13 protein-coding genes and 3 pseudogenes are annotated in these 16,333 nt (G+C 67.9%); 9 read left to right on the plus strand and 7 right to left on the minus strand.

Annotated features, from left to right (window positions below; genetic code table 11):
* Nucleotides 1–73 precede the first annotated feature (73 nt).
* A pseudogene (locus tag K2Y56_RS08770) lies at nt 74–208 on the plus strand (IS256 family transposase); the annotation flags it as partial.
* 55 nt (nt 209–263) lie between these two features.
* On the opposite strand, the pseudogene K2Y56_RS08775 reads toward K2Y56_RS08770, so the two are convergent.
* The 4 genes and pseudogenes from K2Y56_RS08775 to K2Y56_RS08790 all read right to left on the minus strand — a co-directional run.
* Nucleotides 264–560 (minus strand): annotated as a pseudogene (locus tag K2Y56_RS08775) (transposase); the annotation flags it as partial.
* Between the two features lie 75 nt (nt 561–635).
* A pseudogene (locus K2Y56_RS08780) lies at nt 636–941 on the minus strand (IS21 family transposase); the annotation flags it as partial.
* A gap of 89 nt (nt 942–1,030) precedes the next feature.
* Nucleotides 1,031–5,551 carry an AMP-binding protein gene (locus K2Y56_RS08785; protein ID WP_292506994.1) on the minus strand — a complete coding sequence of 1,507 codons (4,521 nt, stop codon included), beginning with the start codon at nt 5,549–5,551 and terminating at the stop codon, nt 1,031–1,033.
* Nucleotides 5,552–5,598: 47 nt separating this feature from the next.
* Nucleotides 5,599–5,823: an MbtH family protein gene (locus tag K2Y56_RS08790; protein WP_292506995.1), complete on the minus strand. Its 225-nt coding sequence runs from the start codon at nt 5,821–5,823 to the stop codon at nt 5,599–5,601.
* 220 nt (nt 5,824–6,043) lie between these two features.
* On the opposite strand from K2Y56_RS08790, the gene K2Y56_RS08795 reads away from it, so the two are divergent.
* The 6 genes from K2Y56_RS08795 (at nt 6,044) to K2Y56_RS08820 (ending at nt 12,420) form a co-directional block, all read left to right on the plus strand.
* Nucleotides 6,044–7,141 (plus strand): GNAT family N-acetyltransferase, encoded by a 1,098-nt coding sequence (locus K2Y56_RS08795; RefSeq protein ID WP_292506996.1) that lies wholly within the window; start codon nt 6,044–6,046, stop codon nt 7,139–7,141.
* Nucleotides 7,138–8,523: a lysine N(6)-hydroxylase/L-ornithine N(5)-oxygenase family protein gene (locus tag K2Y56_RS08800; RefSeq protein WP_292506997.1), complete on the plus strand. Its 1,386-nt coding sequence runs from the start codon at nt 7,138–7,140 to the stop codon at nt 8,521–8,523. Before K2Y56_RS08795 ends, K2Y56_RS08800 begins: the two co-directional genes overlap by 4 nt.
* A 31-nt stretch (nt 8,524–8,554) precedes the next feature.
* On the plus strand, nt 8,555–9,379 hold the full coding sequence (locus tag K2Y56_RS08805) for an ATP-binding cassette domain-containing protein (protein ID WP_292506998.1): 825 nt from the start codon (nt 8,555–8,557) through the stop codon (nt 9,377–9,379).
* Nucleotides 9,380–9,845: 466 nt separating this feature from the next.
* Nucleotides 9,846–11,357, plus strand: a complete 1,512-nt coding sequence (locus K2Y56_RS08810; RefSeq protein ID WP_292506999.1) for a chromosome partitioning protein ParA — start codon at nt 9,846–9,848, stop codon at nt 11,355–11,357.
* A 224-nt stretch (nt 11,358–11,581) separates the two neighbouring features.
* A complete protein-coding gene (locus K2Y56_RS08815; protein WP_292507000.1) occupies nt 11,582–11,893 on the plus strand; it encodes a hypothetical protein in 312 nt (103 codons plus the stop codon).
* 56 nt (nt 11,894–11,949) lie between these two features.
* Complete coding sequence (locus K2Y56_RS08820) at nt 11,950–12,420, plus strand: hypothetical protein (protein WP_292507001.1); 471 nt, start codon at nt 11,950–11,952, stop codon at nt 12,418–12,420.
* Between the two features lie 35 nt (nt 12,421–12,455).
* On the opposite strand, the gene K2Y56_RS08825 is transcribed toward K2Y56_RS08820, so the two are convergent.
* Nucleotides 12,456–13,328, minus strand: coding sequence for a type 1 glutamine amidotransferase (locus K2Y56_RS08825; RefSeq protein ID WP_292507002.1), 873 nt, complete (start codon nt 13,326–13,328; stop codon nt 12,456–12,458).
* A 160-nt stretch (nt 13,329–13,488) separates the two neighbouring features.
* Here K2Y56_RS08825 and K2Y56_RS08830 point away from each other — a divergent pair, with 160 nt between their 5' ends.
* Nucleotides 13,489–14,508 carry an NAD(P)/FAD-dependent oxidoreductase gene (locus tag K2Y56_RS08830; RefSeq protein ID WP_292507003.1) on the plus strand — a complete coding sequence of 340 codons (1,020 nt, stop codon included), beginning with the start codon at nt 13,489–13,491 and terminating at the stop codon, nt 14,506–14,508.
* A gap of 34 nt (nt 14,509–14,542) precedes the next feature.
* Here the strand turns inward: K2Y56_RS08830 and K2Y56_RS08835 are convergent, their stop codons facing one another.
* The gene (locus K2Y56_RS08835; RefSeq protein ID WP_292507004.1) at nt 14,543–14,926 is read right to left on the minus strand and encodes a response regulator; all 384 of its coding nucleotides are present in this window, start codon (nt 14,924–14,926) and stop codon (nt 14,543–14,545) included.
* Complete coding sequence (locus K2Y56_RS08840) at nt 14,923–15,828, minus strand: alpha/beta hydrolase (RefSeq protein ID WP_292507006.1); 906 nt, start codon at nt 15,826–15,828, stop codon at nt 14,923–14,925. Before K2Y56_RS08840 ends, K2Y56_RS08835 begins: the two co-directional genes overlap by 4 nt.
* Before the next feature lie 185 nt (nt 15,829–16,013).
* Between K2Y56_RS08840 and K2Y56_RS08845 the strand changes: the two genes are divergently transcribed.
* Nucleotides 16,014–16,333 (plus strand): hypothetical protein (locus K2Y56_RS08845; protein WP_292507005.1); only part of this gene is annotated, 320 nt, incomplete at its 3' end.

The raw sequence follows: 16,333 nt of genomic DNA on the forward strand, positions 1-16,333 counted from the left end.
TCCAGGAAATAGATCTCGACCCTGGACCAGACGAGGCTGAGCGTCAGCGCACCGGCCCAGGAATAAACCGCGAATCGGAGCCGTGCTGTTGGAGGCCAACGACGAATGGCAGCTCCAGCACCGCTACATGCAGATCGAGGGCATGGCTGGCTTCACCCCGAGCCTGCTCGACGACACCCTCACAGCAATTCCACCTCAGGCCGCCTGACCGATGGCCGCTCCAACTCCACCCCGAATTTCCACCTCATTGACGGACACGACCCGAGCTTGAACGCAGGATCGGCGCGCAGGTGGTCGAGGTCGTCGGCGTCCTCGTAACCGCAGGCGATGGCCAGGATGCGCGCCAGAAGGATCTCGGGAAGCGGATGCACGATCCGGCTCGGATCGCGCCGGTCCGGGATCACCGCAGCGAGCTTCTCGGCGATGCCCAACCGTCGGGCGGCCTGGGCCAGCAGCAGGACACCGCCGTCCGAGGACAGGCGTCCGCCATCGAAGGCAGCTGTGAGCTTCTTGGCTCTCACGGATGGAAACGCGAACGGGAGCACCGTAGGATCGGACATGGCGGGCATGGCGGGCTCGATCAGGTGAAAAAGGTTGGTGTCAGCACCCAATCCCTAAGCCCTATCAATGCCTTACGCTACGCTCGCCACCACAGATCCACTGCCCTCGTGAATAAGACAGGCTAGATCGGTGTGCATCTGCCGCGCCGTGCGCCGCTGCTTGCGTGACCTACTCGCCTCCGTCTTCAGCCAGCCCGACAGCTTCGCGGCGAACGGGTCCAACTTGCTGGGCCGCTCCGGCACTCGGTAGAGCGGCTCCTTCTCATCCGACCGCAGGTACTTGCGGATCGTGTTGCGCGACAATCCTGTACGTCGCGAAATCTCCCGGATCGGCATCCCTTCTCGGAACGCCCAGCGCCGAATGACACTCAATAACGCCATGTCGATCACTCCATGACCCCCCGACCAAAAAGCCAGGGGTGGGTTCAGACACGGGTCACTTCTCGATGGAAACTTCGGGCTCCGCCGGGTCAACTCTCAACGGAAATCAACACTCCACGATAGCCCCGCGCGAGGCACGCCCCGCCAAGGTACAGCTCGCCCGTCACCCCCGCCGGCACCGGCTCGAGGGCCGCGTCGAGGACGAGGGCGCGCCTCGGTCCGACCGCCCGGCCGATCGGCGCGTAGGCGCCCTCGACGCTGGCCTGCGGACCGGTCTTCCAGGCGAGCGGGGAGATCACGGTCTCGGTGGGTCCGTAGCCGTTGATGAGGAAGCGCGGGCGCAAGGCCCTGGCGATGAGGGCGAAGCTCTCGCGCGAGAGCGCCTCGCCGCCGAAGGCGTAGGAGCGCGGGCTGGGGGCGGGTCCGGAGGCGGCCTCCAGCGCCAGGGCATGCATGTAGGCGGTGGGAAAGCCCGCATGGGTGACGGCGTACCGCTCCATGGCGGCAAGCGCCTCGCGCGGGGTCCAGAGTTTGTCGGGCTTGAGGACGACGCATCCGCCGAAGGCGAGCGGCACCATCCAGCGCTCGTGGGCGCCGTCGAAGCTCATGGACAGGACGTGGAGTTCGCGGGTCTCCGGTCCGGTCCCGTAGAGGGCGCCGGTGGCGCGGAGATGGGCGGCGAGCGGCCCGTGGGCGACGGCGACGGCCTTGGGCCGTCCGGTGGAGCCGGAGGTGTGGATCAGGTAGGCGAGCTGGTCCGGGTGCAGGGTCACGTCCGGCGGGCTGGTGGGCTCGGCGGCAAGGTCGAGGGTGTCGAGGTCGAGGAGCCTGGACAGGTCCGCTCCAGCAAGGAGGCCCAGAGCCGACGACAAACGGGCGAGCGTGTCGGCATTGCCCAGGACGAGGCGGGGCCGGGCATCGGCCAGGAGGGCAGCGATGCGGGCGGGGGGCAGGCTGGGATCGAGGGGCAGGAAGGCGCCGCCCGCGCGCAGGATGGCGAGGAAGGCGGCGATCTGGGTGCTCGAGCGCGGCAGGGCGAGGGCGACGATGGTCTCGGCGCGCACGCCGTGGCGGCTCAGCAGGTGGGCGAGGCGGTTGGCATGTGCGTCGATCTCGGCGAAGGCGGTGGTGGTCTCGCCGCAGATCACGGCGGGGGCATCGGGCCGGATCCTGGCGGCCTGTGCGATGAGGTCGGGCAGGAGGGCGTCGGCGAGCGGCAGCGGACCGGGATGGGGTGCAGAGAGGGCGCGCCGGGTCTCCTCCGTCACCAGCGGCAGCAGGTCCACCCGCCGCGCGGGCGCCTGCGTCATCGCCCCGAGCAGGGCCAGGAACCCGTCGCGAAACCGCGCCGCCGTGTCGGACAAGAACAGGTCGCGCGCATAGCCGAAGGTGCAGACGATGCCGCTTGTGCCCTCGGCCACCTCCAGCACGAGGTCGTAGGCGGGAGTGCCGGTGTCCCGCCCGAAGGCCGTGAGGGCGAGGCCGCCGGCCTCGCCATGGTCGCCGAGTCCGGCGGGCTGCTGGCTGATCATGACCTGCGCCAGGGGCGCCCGGCCGGGGATGCGCCGCGGCTGCAGCGCCTCCACCAAATGCCCGAACGGCAGCTCGGCATGGGCTTGTGCCTCCGTCAGGATCGACCAGATCCGCCCGAGGAGGTCGCGCCCGCCGGCCGCCGGATCGATCTCCACAGGGATCACGAGGGTGTTGACGAAGAGGCCCACCAGCCCCTCCGTCTCCGGGCGCTGGCGCCCGGCGACCGGAAGGGCGAGACGCAGCTCACGCGCGCCGTAGTAGCGGTTCAGGAACAGGGCGAAGGCGGCGAACAAGACTGCAAAGGGCGAGGCGCCGGTCGCGCGGGCGAGGTCTGCGACGCGTCCGCTCAAGGCTGCCTCGATCGGGAATGCGAGGCGGCCGTGCGTGGCGCGCTCGGCCGATCGGGGCCTGCCGCTCAAGACGAGATCCGGCTCCGGGCCGTCGAGGCGCGCCCGCCACCAGGCGAGGTCCTCGTCCCGCGCGGCTTGCCAGCACGGGTCGCGCTGCCAGGCCGCCACGTCGGCGGGCTGGATCGGCAGGTCGGGAAGTGCGCCCGTCCGCCCCATTCGGGCGGCCGCATAGAGCGCCGGCCACTCGCGCAGGATCACCCGCATCGACCAGCCGTCCGAGACGATGTGGTGCATCGTCATGAGGAGGATGTGCGCCTCTGGGGCGCAACGCGCCAGCCGGAACCGCGCGAGAAGACCACCGTCCAGGGTGAAGGGCGCTTCGGCTTCCGCGAGGGTAAGGGCCTCCAACGCCTCCGCGCGTGCATCGCCCTCGAGCCCGGACAGATCGGTATCCGCCAGGATCGCCGCCGACCCAGCGGGGTCGATCACCGCCTCGGCCCGCCCGTCCGGGCGGCGCCGGAGCCGCGTGCGGAAGGCCTCGTGGCGCGCCACCAAGGCAGTCAGAGCGGCCTCCAGGGCGGGACGGTCCAGGGGTCCGTCGAGCCGAAGGCCGCCGGCGATGTGGTGGCCGGTGCCGTCCTCGTAGGCGGCCTCGAACCACAGTCGGTCCTGGCCGGGCGAGAGCGGCAGTGCCGCGTTCCGGTCCGCGCGCCGGATCGGAGCCGTGCTGCCACCGACCGCACGAAGCTGGTCGAGGGCCTCGGCGAGGGCACCGAGGCGCGGATGGGCGAACAAAGACGCGGTGGGCAGAGACAGACCCGTCTCGGCGTGGATCTCCGTGAGGAGCCGAATCGCCGTGAGGGAATCGCCCCCTTGGGCGAAGAAGTGGCTATCCCGGTCCTGGCCGGTCCGCCCGAGGATGCGGGCGAACAGCCCGGCCAACAATTCCTCCGTCCATGTCAGGCTGGCGACCAGCCGGTCGGGCGCCCCGGCGAGCCGGCCATCTTCGACCACCGCGTAGGCATCGAGGCTGCCGGCCTCCCAGCCCTGCCGCGTGGCGCTGCGCTGGATCTTGCCGCTGGAGGTGCGGGGCAGGCCACCCGGATTGAGGAGCACGACGACGCGGGCTGTCTCCAGGAAGGCGTCGGCCACGGCTTCGGCCACGAGGGCTGCGAGAGCCTCGGGCGTCACCAGCTTCTGCACCGTGCGCGAGACCTCCACGGCAACGCCGATGCCCTCTCGCCCGTCGCGCTCCATGCCGAAGGCGGCGATCCGGCCCTGGCGCAGGATGTCGACTCCTGCCTCCACGACCCGCTCCACGTCCTGGGGATAGACGTTATGGCCGCGCAGGATGATGAGGTCCTTGGCGCGTCCCACCAGAAAGAGTCGCCCCGCCTTCAGGAATCCGAGATCGCCCGTGCGCAGCCAGCGCCGGCCTTCCATTTCCGGAAAAGCCTCGACGCTCGCCGCTTGGTTACGCCAGTAGCCCTGGGCGAGGCTCGGGCCGGAAAGCAGAACCTCGCCGACGCCGCCGTCCGGCAGGGCCGAGCCGTTCGGGCTCGCGATTCGGACCGGGTGGTCGCCTTGGGTGAAGCCGCAATCGACGAGGCGGCTGGCACCCTCCCCGTTCGTTTCCTCCACCCGCCCGGCGGCCAGCATTTCCGGGTCGAGGTCGAGACTGCGCAGGCCCTCGCCGCGATGGCCCGCCGAGACGAACAGGGTCGCCTCCGCGAGGCCGTAACAGGGGCGAAGCGCACGGGCGTCGAAACCGGCGCGGGCGAAGCGCGCGGCGAAATCCGCCATGGTCGAGGCCCGCACCATCTCGGATCCCGAGAACGCGATCTGCCATGAGGTCAGGTCAAGGCGCGCGAGGGTGTCGTCGTCGATGCGGTCGTGGCATAGCCGGAAGGCGAAGTCGGGTCCGCCGCTCACCGTGCCGCGATGGCGGTGGATCGCCTCGGGCCAGCGCGCCGGGCGCCCGAGGAAATGCTTGGGCGACATCAGAACCGCCGGAATGCCGGCATGGATCGGCTGCAGCAGCCCGCCGATCAGGCCCATGTCGTGATAGAGCGGCAGCCAGCTCACCATCACGTCGTCGGAGCGGAAGCCGAAGCCGTCGCGGATCGCGCGCTCGTTGGCCATCAGATTGGCGTGGCTCACCACGACGCCCTTGGGCGAGGCCGTGGAGCCGGAGGTGTATTGCAGGAAGGCGATCGCCTCCGGCTCCGGGAGCGTCGCGCGCCAAGCCTCTGCCTCCTCCCTCGCGATGTCCTCCACGCCGATGATTTCAGCCGCTCCGGCGCCCGCCATCGCCCCAACGATGCCGACGGCTTCCCTGTGAACGAGGATCACCGCGGGCTCGGAATCCGTCAGGATCGCGGATAGGCGCGCCTGGTGCTGCGCTCGGCGCGCCTCGGGCGGGAAGGCCGGAACCGCGATGAGGCCGGCATAGAGGCAGCCGAAGAAACCCGCCACGTAGTCGAGGCCCGTCTCCAGCATGAGGCCGACGCGCTCGCCCGGCGCGGCATGGCTCTGGAGCCGTGAAGCGATGGCGCGGGCGCGACGATCGAGGTCGGCGTAGCCGAGTTCGATCTCCCCCAGAGCCGGGTCGTCGAGGAAGCGCAGGGCCGGGACACTCCCGTTTACCTCGGCGAGCCCGCGCAGGTGGCGGACGAAGTCGCGAGCGGGCGCCACCGTGATCGGGGCGCGCGGGACAGCGTCGGACATCGGGCTTCCTGAGGACATGCGGAACGGAGATTGCGAGCGGGGCAGTTTCAGGTTCGGGGCACGGATGCGTCGCCGTCGAGGGCCCGCCGAAGCGAGGCCGGCCGCATATCGGTCCAGACTTCGTCGACATGGGCGAGGCACTCGGCCTTGCGGCCCGTGAAGCCGGTGGCGGCCCATCCGTCCGGCACTGGCCGGAAGGACGGCCAGATGGAGTATTGCGCCTCGTCGTTGATGACGACGAGGAACGTCGCTTCGCTGTCGTCGATGGCCATGGGCCTGCTCCCGGAACGCTGCGGTCTTGCAAGGGCGGTCTTGCGAGTCAGGACGGTGCGGGCGGGCGCAAATTTAGCCTGCTGCCGCGAAAAAAATCGGCGCGGCGGCCTAAATCCCTGCCGGGTCCCGGCGTCCTTGTGAGGAACAGGCGCTTCATCCCCCTCATCGGGCGGGGCCGCGCCTGCCGAGCAGGATCCTGTCAGCGGGATGATGAGGCCGATGTTGCCAACGACGATGCCCTTTCGCGCCGGAGAGGCCGCCGGCCGGCCCCACGTCGTCCACCTGGACGGCGACCGGCTCAGCGTCGTGACGGGCGAGCGCGTCGCCCTGCGCCTCCGGCAGTCCGCCTCGGCGGCGCCGCGGCTCGCGCCTGAAGAACCGCTCACCGGGGATGCAGGGTCGGCGCTTCCTCTTCTGATGGCGGCGTTCGAGGCGGTCTCAGCCGCGCATCCCGACCAGGACCGGATCAGCCTCGACCCCGCAGGGTTCGCCGGCATCCTCCCACTGCTTCGCGCGACCGGCCTTGCCGTCGGCGAGGGCGAGGCCCTCTCGGTCCGAGCCGCCATGCTTTGGCAGCGTCCCGAACCTTGGCTCGCAAACCCTGAGGGCCGGGATTTCCCCGCCATGCCGGTCATGACCGAAGGGCGCCGCCATCCCATGCGCGCGCCCAAGCCCACGGGCCTCCTCTACCAGCGTTTCATTCCCTGGCTCGGCCTGCCCGTCGCCTTCCGCGCCGCGAGTCCCGACGACGTCGACCTCCTGCACCGCTGGATGAACGACCCGCGCGTCGACGCGGTCTGGGCTGAAGCCGGTCCGCGCGCCAGGCACGAGGCCTACCTGGCCGGGCTGATCGGCGATCCGCACATGCTTCCCCTGATCGGCAGTTTCGGGGGCGAGCCCTTCGGCTATTTCGAGGTGTACTGGGCCAAGGAGAACCGCCTCGCGCCGTTCTACGAGGTGCGCGACTACGATCGCGGCTGGCACGTGCTGGTTGGGGAGGAAAGCTTCCGCGGCCGGCCCTACGTCTCGGCTTGGCTGCCCTCGCTGATGCATGCCCTCTTCCTCGACGATCCGCGCACCGACCGGATCGTCGGCGAGCCCCGCGCCGACCACGTGCAGCAACTGCGCAACCTCGAACGCTCGGGATTTGCCCGGATCAAGACCTTCGATTTCCCGCACAAGCGCGCCGCACTGGTGATGCTCCTGCGCGAGCGCTTCTTCTGCGAGCGCCTCTGGGCTCCGAACCTGCCGCAGGTTCAGCCCGCGGTGAGGGACGACGCGACTCCCGAGGGCCGGGATCTGGGAGCCGCCGCATGACCGAGGGCTATCATTCCGGCACCGCCCTGGGCTTCCGTAGCCCGGCTCCTGAGACGGAGGCTTACCCCACCGGAAGCGCCGGGCCGGACGGCACCGTCCAGGATGTGATCGGGATCGGCTTCGGCCCGTCGAACCTCGCCCTCGCCATCGCCCTCGACGAGGCAGGCCGCCGGAGTGGACGGCCCGTGCGCGTACGCTTCCTGGAGCGCCAGCCCGAGTTTCTGTGGCACGGCGGGATGCTGCTGCCCGACAGCGGCATGCAGATCTCCTTCCTCAAGGATCTCGTGACCCTGCGCGACCCGACGAGCCCGTTCAGCTTCGTCAACTACCTGCATGTGCACGGCCGCCTCACCGACTACATCAACCGAAAGTCGTTCTATCCGAGCCGGATCGAGTTCAACGATTACCTGCGCTGGGTGGCGTCCCACTTCGTCGACCGATGCGACTACGGCGAGGCCGTGGTGGCGGTGGAACCGGAGCGAGCGGGCGATACGGTGCGCCACCTCGTCGTTCGCTCGGTGGACGGCGCCGGGCGCGAGCGTCGCCGCCGGACACGGGCGGTGGTGCTCGCCACCGGCGGTGAGCCGCGCATCCCGGAGGCCTTCGCGGATCTGCATGGGAGCCAACGCGTCTTTCATTCCTCCACCTACCTGAGGAGCATCGCCGCATTGCCCTTCGCCGGCTCCTCCCCGCGCATCGCCGTGATCGGTGCCGGCCAGACCGCCGCCGAGCTGTTCCTCGACCTCAAGAGCCGGCTGCCGGGGGCGAGCGTCGATCTGATCTTCCGCGGCCAGGCTCTGAAGCCCGCCGACGACAGCCCCTTCGTCAACGAGATCTTCAATCCCGACTTCACCGATTTCGTCTACGGCCAGCCTGAATCCGGCCGAAGTGCGCTGATCGAGGAGTTCCGCGGCACCAATTACTCGGTCATTGATGGCGAACTTCTTACCCGGATTTACGAGATCCTCTATCAGCAGAAGGTCGTCGCCGATGTCCGGCACGCGCTGCATCGGCGGACCTGCGTGGAGACCGCCACGGAAGCCGGTTCCCAGGTCCATCTCGACCTCGTGGACGAGGCCTCGGGCGCGCGCAGCCGGGCCGGCTATGACGCCGTCATCCTGGCCACCGGCTACCGCCGCGACCGGCTCAACACCCTGATGCCGGCGCTCCAGCCCTACCTGGCGGAGACCGGCGTCGACCGAGACTACCGCCTGCGGACCCGGCCGGGCTTCGAGCCCGCCATCTACCTGCAGGGTTTCAGCGAGGAGACGCACGGCCTGAGCGACACGCTGCTTTCCATCCTGGTGGTTCGCGGGCAAGAGATCGCGCAGGCGCTCCTGGGCCTCTCCGCGGAGGTCGGCCACGCCCGCGCCTCTGCCTGAGCCGGTCCCCTCCCGAGACGGACGACCACGGATGATCCCGAAGCCTGCCACCTCCCCTGTCGCGGCCGGCGCAAGCGGGCAGGAGGGCGGGTACCGGCTGGAAGGCGTGTCCTTCGCGGTGGCCGGGCGCCAGCTCCTCGCGCCGCTCACCCTCGACCTGCCGGGCCGGGGCGTCGTCGGCCTCGTGGGCCATAATGGTTCGGGCAAATCGACCTTGATCAAGCTCTTGGGGCGCCAGCACTTCCCGAGTGCGGGACGGATCACCTTCCAGGGCCGCGCCCTCGACCTCTGGAGCGACAGAGCCTTCGCCCGCGCGGTTGCCTACCTGCCGCAGGCGACGCCTCAGGCGCCTGGCCTGCTGGCGCGGGAACTCGTCGCCATGGGCCGGTATCCCTGGCACGGAGCGCTGGGCCGCGTCGGTGCCGCCGACCGGCGTATCGTCGCCGAGGCGATGGCCCTCACCGACACGGCCGCCTTCGCCGACCGCCTGGTCGACAGCCTGTCGGGCGGCGAGCGCCAGCGGGTCTGGCTCGCCATGCTGGTGGCGCAGGATGCCGGCTGCCTTCTCCTCGACGAGCCGATCTCCGCCCTCGACGTCGCCCATCAGCTCGAAGTCCTGGCCCTGGTGCGGCGGCTGGCCGACGAGCGCGGCGCCTCGGTCGTCGTGGTCCTGCACGACATCAACCTTGCGGCACGCTTCTGCGACCAGATTCTCGCCCTCCACGGCGGACGCCTCATCCGTCGCGGCACTCCGGACGATCTCGTCACCGCGGAGACCCTGGAGGCGATCTACGGCATCCGGATGGGCATTTTTCGACATCCGGACACCGATGCACCGGTCAGCTTCGCGCGATGACTCATCAGGCATCGGGCGGTTCATCCGTTGCGATGAGTACGGACTGACTGGCCTCTCACAGCACTTCAGCCGTTGACGCGACGGTGATGGGAAATCGGTCAGAACGAGCGACGGGGGATGTCGGAAATGGCCGATCGCGCGCCGTCCGGCATCGTCGCTTGTGACATTGTCTGAGAAGAACGCGAGCATCCCTGTCGATCCGAGGGGCGAGAGCTGCGAACCTCAGGTGGGATCACGACCAACGTGCGTGATGCTCATGGACGGAAGCGATTGATGTCCAAAATCGGTCGTCTGATCTCGGCCGTCGTCGCGAGCGCAGCCGATTCCTCCCGGCCGCCTGACCACACCTTAAGAAATTATGAATATCGGTCGTGCGGCCATATTGACAAACGGAGGTGGTTTTCAGCTTGATGATATTGTGACGTGTCGCAAGCTGCGCGGCGATGGGCTTTCGATTATGGCATGGATGTCTTTCAAGAAATTCGCCGCGAGCGAGTTTAACGCCGATAAACCGGCCTCGAATACTGCCAAGGCTCCGACTGGCGAGGCGTCGAATTTGAGCAAATTCGACGACGTGAAGAACTTGGTTCCGCTCAATGCGTCAAAAGACTTTTCGCTGGACGCGATCGGGCAGCGCAACGAAGTCGTGCGCTTCCGTGTTGCGGAGATGTCGGATCGTCTCGAAGAGTTGAAGTCGCTACAAAGCGACTTCTCGGCGATTTTGGAGCCCATCATCGCAATCACTGATGAGTTGCCGAAAGCGAAGATCCGTATTTCCGAGGTCGAGACCCTTCTTTCGCTCGAACAGAACGCCGCAGCCACGATGCGGCGCGAGATCACCGAGATGTCGGGAAGGCTCGCAGCGATCACGAACGATTATTCGGCCGCCGCGATCCAGCTTCATCACCTCGAGACCAGTCTGCAGGACCGCGATGCGGCCGCCGAGGAGTTGCGTCTCACCCTTCGCGACAAGACGCTTTCGGCCGAAAACCTCGAGCGCCGCCTCTTCGCCGAGACTGAGCAGACCCGGGCCCTGCAGGGCGAGAGCAAGGCCCTGCGCATCGAGGCCAAGTCCCTGGATCAGGCCCTTGCCCGCTCCGAGAGCGAACTGCAGGATGTCCGCGAAAGCCGCAACCTGCTGGAGCAGGATCATCAGCGCCTGCAGGTCCTGAGCGAGGATCAGGCGGCACGGCTCGCCGAACTCGATGCCCGCTCTCAGGAATTCGAAGCCCAATCCGAAGCGGCCCGCGCCACCATCAGGACGCTCGAACAGCAACTGGCCAACGAGACCTCCGCCGCCAAGAAGGCCGAGGCGCAGTACGAGGCTGAGATCGCGGTCCATCGAAGCGAGCGTGCGAGCCTCGCCATGCGGGCCGAGGCGACGGCCGGCCGTCTCGCGACGACAGATCAGATGCTTCAGCAGCTCCGTAACCAGCTGCGGGAGCGCGACGAGGCGGGCCGGGCGGCTGAACGCGGCCTCAAGGAATCGTCGATCGAGCGCGTGACGCTCGAGCGCCGGCTGGAGAGCGTGCAATCCGACTTGGCCCGGCAGACCGAGCGCTTCCTCGAGATGCAGCGTGCGCGCTCCGAGCTCGATCATCGCTGCGAGATGCTGACGAAGGCGATGGCCGCCAAGGATGCCGCCCTGGAGCAGGCCAATGGCCGCGTCGCCAGCCTGTCCGACCGGATCGACCAGTTCGTGCATCGACAGGAGGCCGAGCGTGCGGATTTCGAGGCGGTCAAGCATCGTCTCATCGAGGAGCTCGAGCACGAGCGGTCCGAACGGAGAATGGCGCAAGGGGCATTGGACATCGCACGCGAGAGCCGGGTCGCCCTGCAGAAGCAGCATGACGCGTTGAAGCGTTCGGCGCGATCCTTCGCCGGTGACGAGGCAGCTCAGCGGGCCGAGACCCAGGACACCCCAATGTCCGAGGCCAGCAACGTCAGGCCGTTCATGACGACAGAGAAGACGACCTGAACGCAGGGCGTGCGAGGTCGAGACGTCCGAACCGTCGGAAGGCGGCGAGAGACCGATAGGATAGGGACGGGCCGACCATGACCGATCATGCCGTGCGTGACAGAGAGACTTCCCCGACTGCCGCCTGACTTCTGCGAGGCCGACCGGATTCCTCTCATCCGTCGGGGGAGACGCTCGTCGCGCTCGATCCGCTGCGGATGCCACCATCCTCCGGAGAAGTGCCGATGCCGGGACGACGGGACTGGTCCTCGGCCCTCGACCTGATCCACGAGGCGACCGCCGCAATCCGCATCAGTGAGGAGCGCTCGAGCGAACTCGAGGCGGAGCTTCAGCGCACGGTCGTCCAGGCGCTGGAGCGCGCAAAGTTTCTCGAAGCGCAGATCGCCGTGGCGGAGAATCGGGCCATGCTTGCCGAGCAGCGTGCCAGCGATGCCGAGGAATGGCTGGCACGGCTTCACGACGCCGTGGTGACCGGCTTCGGGCGCAAGGCACCTTCTGCCGGGCGTGATGATGACGGCGCGCAGGCCGCTCCCTAGCAGGCCTTGATCCTCAGGTCAGAAAACCTCTTCACATGGCTCCTGCCGTATACGACATGGCCGATCTGATTCGTCTTCCGGTGCTTCGGGAAACACACTCCAGCAAGGCGCTGGTCGTCTCCGCTTCTGATCGTGCCGAGGATTGCGACGGTGCCCGCACGCTGCAACTCGTCGAACACGCAGTAGAGTCGATGCAGGAGCTCCGAGCGCGCGCGGAACACATCTCGGCACGGGCGTCCGACCTCATCCGCCTCACGCACCGTGAGCGGGCGCAGCTACAGGCCGAACTCTCCAAGGCACGGGAGGATGCCCGGCAGTGGGAGCGCCGGGCGGAGGATGCCGAACGCGCACTCGCACAGGTCAGTCTGGAACTGCGTGAGGCCGATCTTGCCCGGCGCGAAGCTGAGATGGCGACGCAGCTTGCTGACACCCGGGCAGAGGACGCCGAGGCGCGGGCGGGCAAACTTGAATTCTATCTCAAGAAGATCGACGGTTATTTACAAGCGCGTCTGACCGCCCTCGCCTGATCCAAGCGCCTACAGCCTCGGCAATCCGGATTCGATCAGGCTGCCCGCCCCTCACGGAGCCCGGTCAGGTGATCGATGAAATTGCGCAATTCCGTGAGCCGCCTGGTCTCGTCGATGACCTCGCCGTCGAGGCCGAGGCGCCAGGCGATGTCGCGGCGTCCCGGTTCGCGATGCAGCGCCTCGATCTGGTCGGCGTAGGCATCGACCTCGTCCTCGCTTCCCGACAGCCCGACCTCGACAAGGCTCTCCGATTGCCGTCGGAGGGCGCCTGCGACTTCGTCGAGCCCGATCTCGGGGTGGTATTGCACGCCCCAGAACACTCCGCCACCGTAGCGGATCTCGGCGGCCTGCACCGAGGTGACGCGGTTTCCGGCGAGGCGAACGGCACCTTCGGGGAGCGTCTCGACCTCGTCCGAGTGGATCGTCGGTGCGTCGTAGGAATCCGGCCGCCCCGCCAGGAGCGGGTGGCCGCGCCCAGCCTCGGTCGGCACGATGCGTCGGGCGAAAGCGGCCTCGTAGCCTCCCGCAATTCGGCGGACGCTCCCGCCGGCCGCGACGGTGGCTACCTGCAGCCCGGCACAGGATCCGAACGAGGGCGTGCCGGACACGAAGACGGCGCGCATGAATGCGACGATGCGCCGAGTCTCCGGCGTTTCCTCGTAGAGATGCATGGGCGAGCCGGTGAGGAAAACGCCGTCGTAATCGGCGAGGGATGTTCCGTCCTGAAGGCTGGCATTGGCGTCCGCCGGCCCGATCCGATGACACGAAGCCCCCGGAGCGAGCCTCTCCAGGATGTCGAGATAGGTTTCCCCCGACGAGCGGCCGACGCTCTTGCGGCGCTCCTCACGTGCCTCGGGCGGCTCGCTTTCGGCCACCAGGAACCGGAATGTTGCGGGCGCTGAGGGCAAGGGCGTTGGTCTCTCGTTGGTCTCTGCAATCGAGTGGCGAGAACCCGATGCCGTGCGCCGTGTTCCCCGGAGGGCGTAGAAGCCGCATGGCTCCGGAACCAGCCGTCACCTGGCGAAGTCGTCTTGCTGAATGCGGACGACGGATAAGGCGGGCTGCAGCATGAGGACGCCACTGGCCTCGGACAGGGCGGTCGGATCGAACCCACCGCGGGATCTCCCGCAGAGCGGAACACCGCTCGATTGCCTGATCGTCGGAGGCGGTCCGGCTGGATTGACGGCCGCTCTCTATCTCGCCCGCTTCGCCCGCCGGTTCATGATCGTGGATTCGGAGCAGTCCCGTGCCGCTTGGATCCCGGCGAGCCACAATATCCCGGTCTTCGCCGACGGCATCTCCGGCCGCGAGATTCTCGACCGCCAGCGCGAACACATCGCACGTTACGGGACCAGGGTCGTGGTGGGAACAGTCGCTGATCTGGCGAGGCACTCTAGCGGCTTCGTCGCCCGGATCGAGACCGAGGAGGCTGTGACCGAGATCCATGTCCGCCGCGTCCTGCTGGCGACGGGCGCCGCCGACGTCGAGCCGAACCTTCCCGATCTGCCAGACGCCATCAGGCAGGGGCTCGTGCGCTACTGCCCGATCTGCGATGGCTACGAAGCCCGGGGGCGGCGCATTGCGGTGATCGGGTACGGCGACAGAGGGCTGGGCGAGGCAGTCTTCGTCGCGCGGACCTATTCGCGCGACGTCACCCTGCTTACACTCGGCCAAGGGAGCGACGGCGAGCGAATGGACCTGGACGCGGGCGAGCGCCGCGGCATCGCGGAGCACGGCATCAAGGTCGTGCATGATCCGGTGGTCAGCCTCGTCGTCGAGGACGGCAGGATCACGGTTCTTCGCACCATGACCGGCGAGGAGCACCGCTTCGAGGTTCTCTACTCCGCCCTCGGTCTGACCTGCCGGTCGGACCTCGCCCGGGCTTTGGGCGCCCGTCACGACGGCGGCGGCGCGATCATCGTCGACGACCATAACCGGACGACGGTTCCGGGGCTCTATGCGGCCGGCGGCGTCGTGCGGGGGCTCGATCAGGTCGTCGTCGCCATGGGCCATGGAGCGGTCGCCGCCACCGACATCCACAATCGCTGCGAACTGCCGACTGAAGAGGAGATCGACGGGACGGCTTAGCGTGGCGGCGGCCGGTATAGAGCCGATCTTGGCGTCACGCTCGAATCATGAGCCGCCGCAGCATCGGAACCAGGTCGGCGACGACATCCGGCTTGAGAACGAATTCCGCGCCCTCGGGCAGCGGCCCGGACGTGGCATCGGAATGCCCCGAGGTCAGCACCACCGCCAGATCCGGCCACCGCCGCCGAACCTCATGTGCCAGTTCCCAACCGTCGATCTCGCCGGGGACATGCGCGTCGGTGACAAGGCCCGAAATCTGTCGTGAGGTCGAGAGAAGGTCCAGGGCGGCGTCCGTCGTCTCGACCTGAGCCACGGAGAACCCGGCATCGCTCAGCAAGGCAGCCATTGCCGCCCGGAGGTCTGGCTCCTCCTCGACCAGGATCACCAAGACGGCCTCGTTCCGCGCATCGGCCGTCACCGCGTCGGCCTCCCCGACTTGGCGGCGTGGACGGAGGCAGGATCCTGAACGAGGAAGCCCGCAAGCGCGTCGTTTACCCGGGCCGGTTCCTCATGGTGCAGCCAGTGCGTCGCCTCGGGCAGCCACGTGATCCTGCCCTGCTCGCACAGCTTCAGACTCTCCGTCGCGAGATCGGAACTCAGCGCCGGGTCCCTCTTTCCCCATACGATCAGCGTCGGGATGCGGATTGGCGGCGATGGCGACGTTCGCTTGAAGCGCAGGGCTCGGTACCAGTTCAGCATCCCTTCCAGGGTTCCGGGCTGTGCCCAGGCATCCTGGTAGCGCCGAAGCTCGAGGTCACCGAAGGTTCCGGATCGACTTGTCAGGCGTAGCGCTTGGCGCAGAGCCAGGAACTCCCTCGCTCTCAGCCCTGCCTCCGGCAACCGCGGGATCTGGAAGGCGGCTACGTAGAAGCTCCGAAGGGCTTGACCCGGATGCCGTCTGGCGAAAGCGGCGAACACGTCAGGATGCGGAGCGTTCAGGATCGCGAGGCGGCTGACGCGTTCGGGCGATCGGGCCGCCAGCCACCAACCGACGAGCCCGCCCCAATCATGCCCGACCACCTGGAAGGTCTTTGCGCCGTAATGCTCAGCGAGGGCGACAACGTCATCGGCAACACGGTCGAGGCGGTAGGCGGCGATGCCCCGGGGCTTGCCGCTGAGATTGTAGCCTCGCTGGTCGGGGGCCACGACGCGCAGACCGGCGTCGGAGAGGGCGCCGATCTGATGACGCCATCCGAACCAGAACTCGGGAAAGCCGTGCAGCAATATGGTGAGCGGCCCGTCCTTCGGCCCGGCCTCCGCGACGTGGAGCGTCACCTCCGGGAGGCGAACGAGGGATAGATCGGGTTCGCCGTGACGCATCATCGCCGTGTTCCGTTATCGTGCGAGGAGCAACCCTACAGGGAGGGATCTCGCCTCCCTCTACGCTCAACGTCGCTCGGCGCCTCGTGGCCTCGCCCTTCCGCCGCGTGAACCGTTCAGAGATCTTCAAGATTCCTTTCACTCGACGCCGATACATCTTCTTCGTCATCAGGCGGAGGACAGGAATGCTCCAGCAGGCACTGACCAACATTCGCGCCGCCATCGTCCTGAGGGATTGCGCGGCCAGCACGCCCTCACCTGCCGAACGCCGTTTCTTCGTCGCCTATGCGCGGATCTATGAGGCGCGCGCGCAGGCTTATCAGCGCTTATCGAGCGTAAGGGGCGCGAATGGCTTTGGCCGTGCGCCCGTTCTGCACGTGCTTGTGAACGATTGGATGTCTGAGGCACGAAGCAGAGCTTCTGGCTGTTTCCAATGCCATCGCGGTCACCTATTTACTCTCTTCGAACGGTCACTCAGATTATCCGGATTTCTCGTTTCTGATTT

Source organism: Methylobacterium sp., from assembly GCF_019745455.1.
GTDB lineage: Bacteria > Pseudomonadota > Alphaproteobacteria > Rhizobiales > Beijerinckiaceae > Methylobacterium.

What these genes read in the sequence shown, in the direction of transcription:
- K2Y56_RS08785 (WP_292506994.1), bottom strand. Translation starts at nt 5,551, where the DNA reads ATGTCCGACGCTGTCCCGCGCGCCCCGATCACGGTGGCGCCCGCTCGC.
- K2Y56_RS08790 (WP_292506995.1), bottom strand. Translation starts at nt 5,823, where the DNA reads ATGGCCATCGACGACAGCGAAGCGACGTTCCTCGTCGTCATCAACGAC.
- K2Y56_RS08795 (WP_292506996.1), top strand. Translation starts at nt 6,044, where the DNA reads ATGTTGCCAACGACGATGCCCTTTCGCGCCGGAGAGGCCGCCGGCCGG.
- K2Y56_RS08800 (WP_292506997.1), top strand. Translation starts at nt 7,138, where the DNA reads ATGACCGAGGGCTATCATTCCGGCACCGCCCTGGGCTTCCGTAGCCCG.
- K2Y56_RS08805 (WP_292506998.1), top strand. Translation starts at nt 8,555, where the DNA reads ATGATCCCGAAGCCTGCCACCTCCCCTGTCGCGGCCGGCGCAAGCGGG.
- K2Y56_RS08810 (WP_292506999.1), top strand. Translation starts at nt 9,846, where the DNA reads ATGTCTTTCAAGAAATTCGCCGCGAGCGAGTTTAACGCCGATAAACCG.
- K2Y56_RS08815 (WP_292507000.1), top strand. Translation starts at nt 11,582, where the DNA reads ATGCCGGGACGACGGGACTGGTCCTCGGCCCTCGACCTGATCCACGAG.
- K2Y56_RS08820 (WP_292507001.1), top strand. Translation starts at nt 11,950, where the DNA reads ATGGCCGATCTGATTCGTCTTCCGGTGCTTCGGGAAACACACTCCAGC.
- K2Y56_RS08830 (WP_292507003.1), top strand. Translation starts at nt 13,489, where the DNA reads ATGAGGACGCCACTGGCCTCGGACAGGGCGGTCGGATCGAACCCACCG.
- K2Y56_RS08840 (WP_292507006.1), bottom strand. Translation starts at nt 15,828, where the DNA reads ATGCGTCACGGCGAACCCGATCTATCCCTCGTTCGCCTCCCGGAGGTG.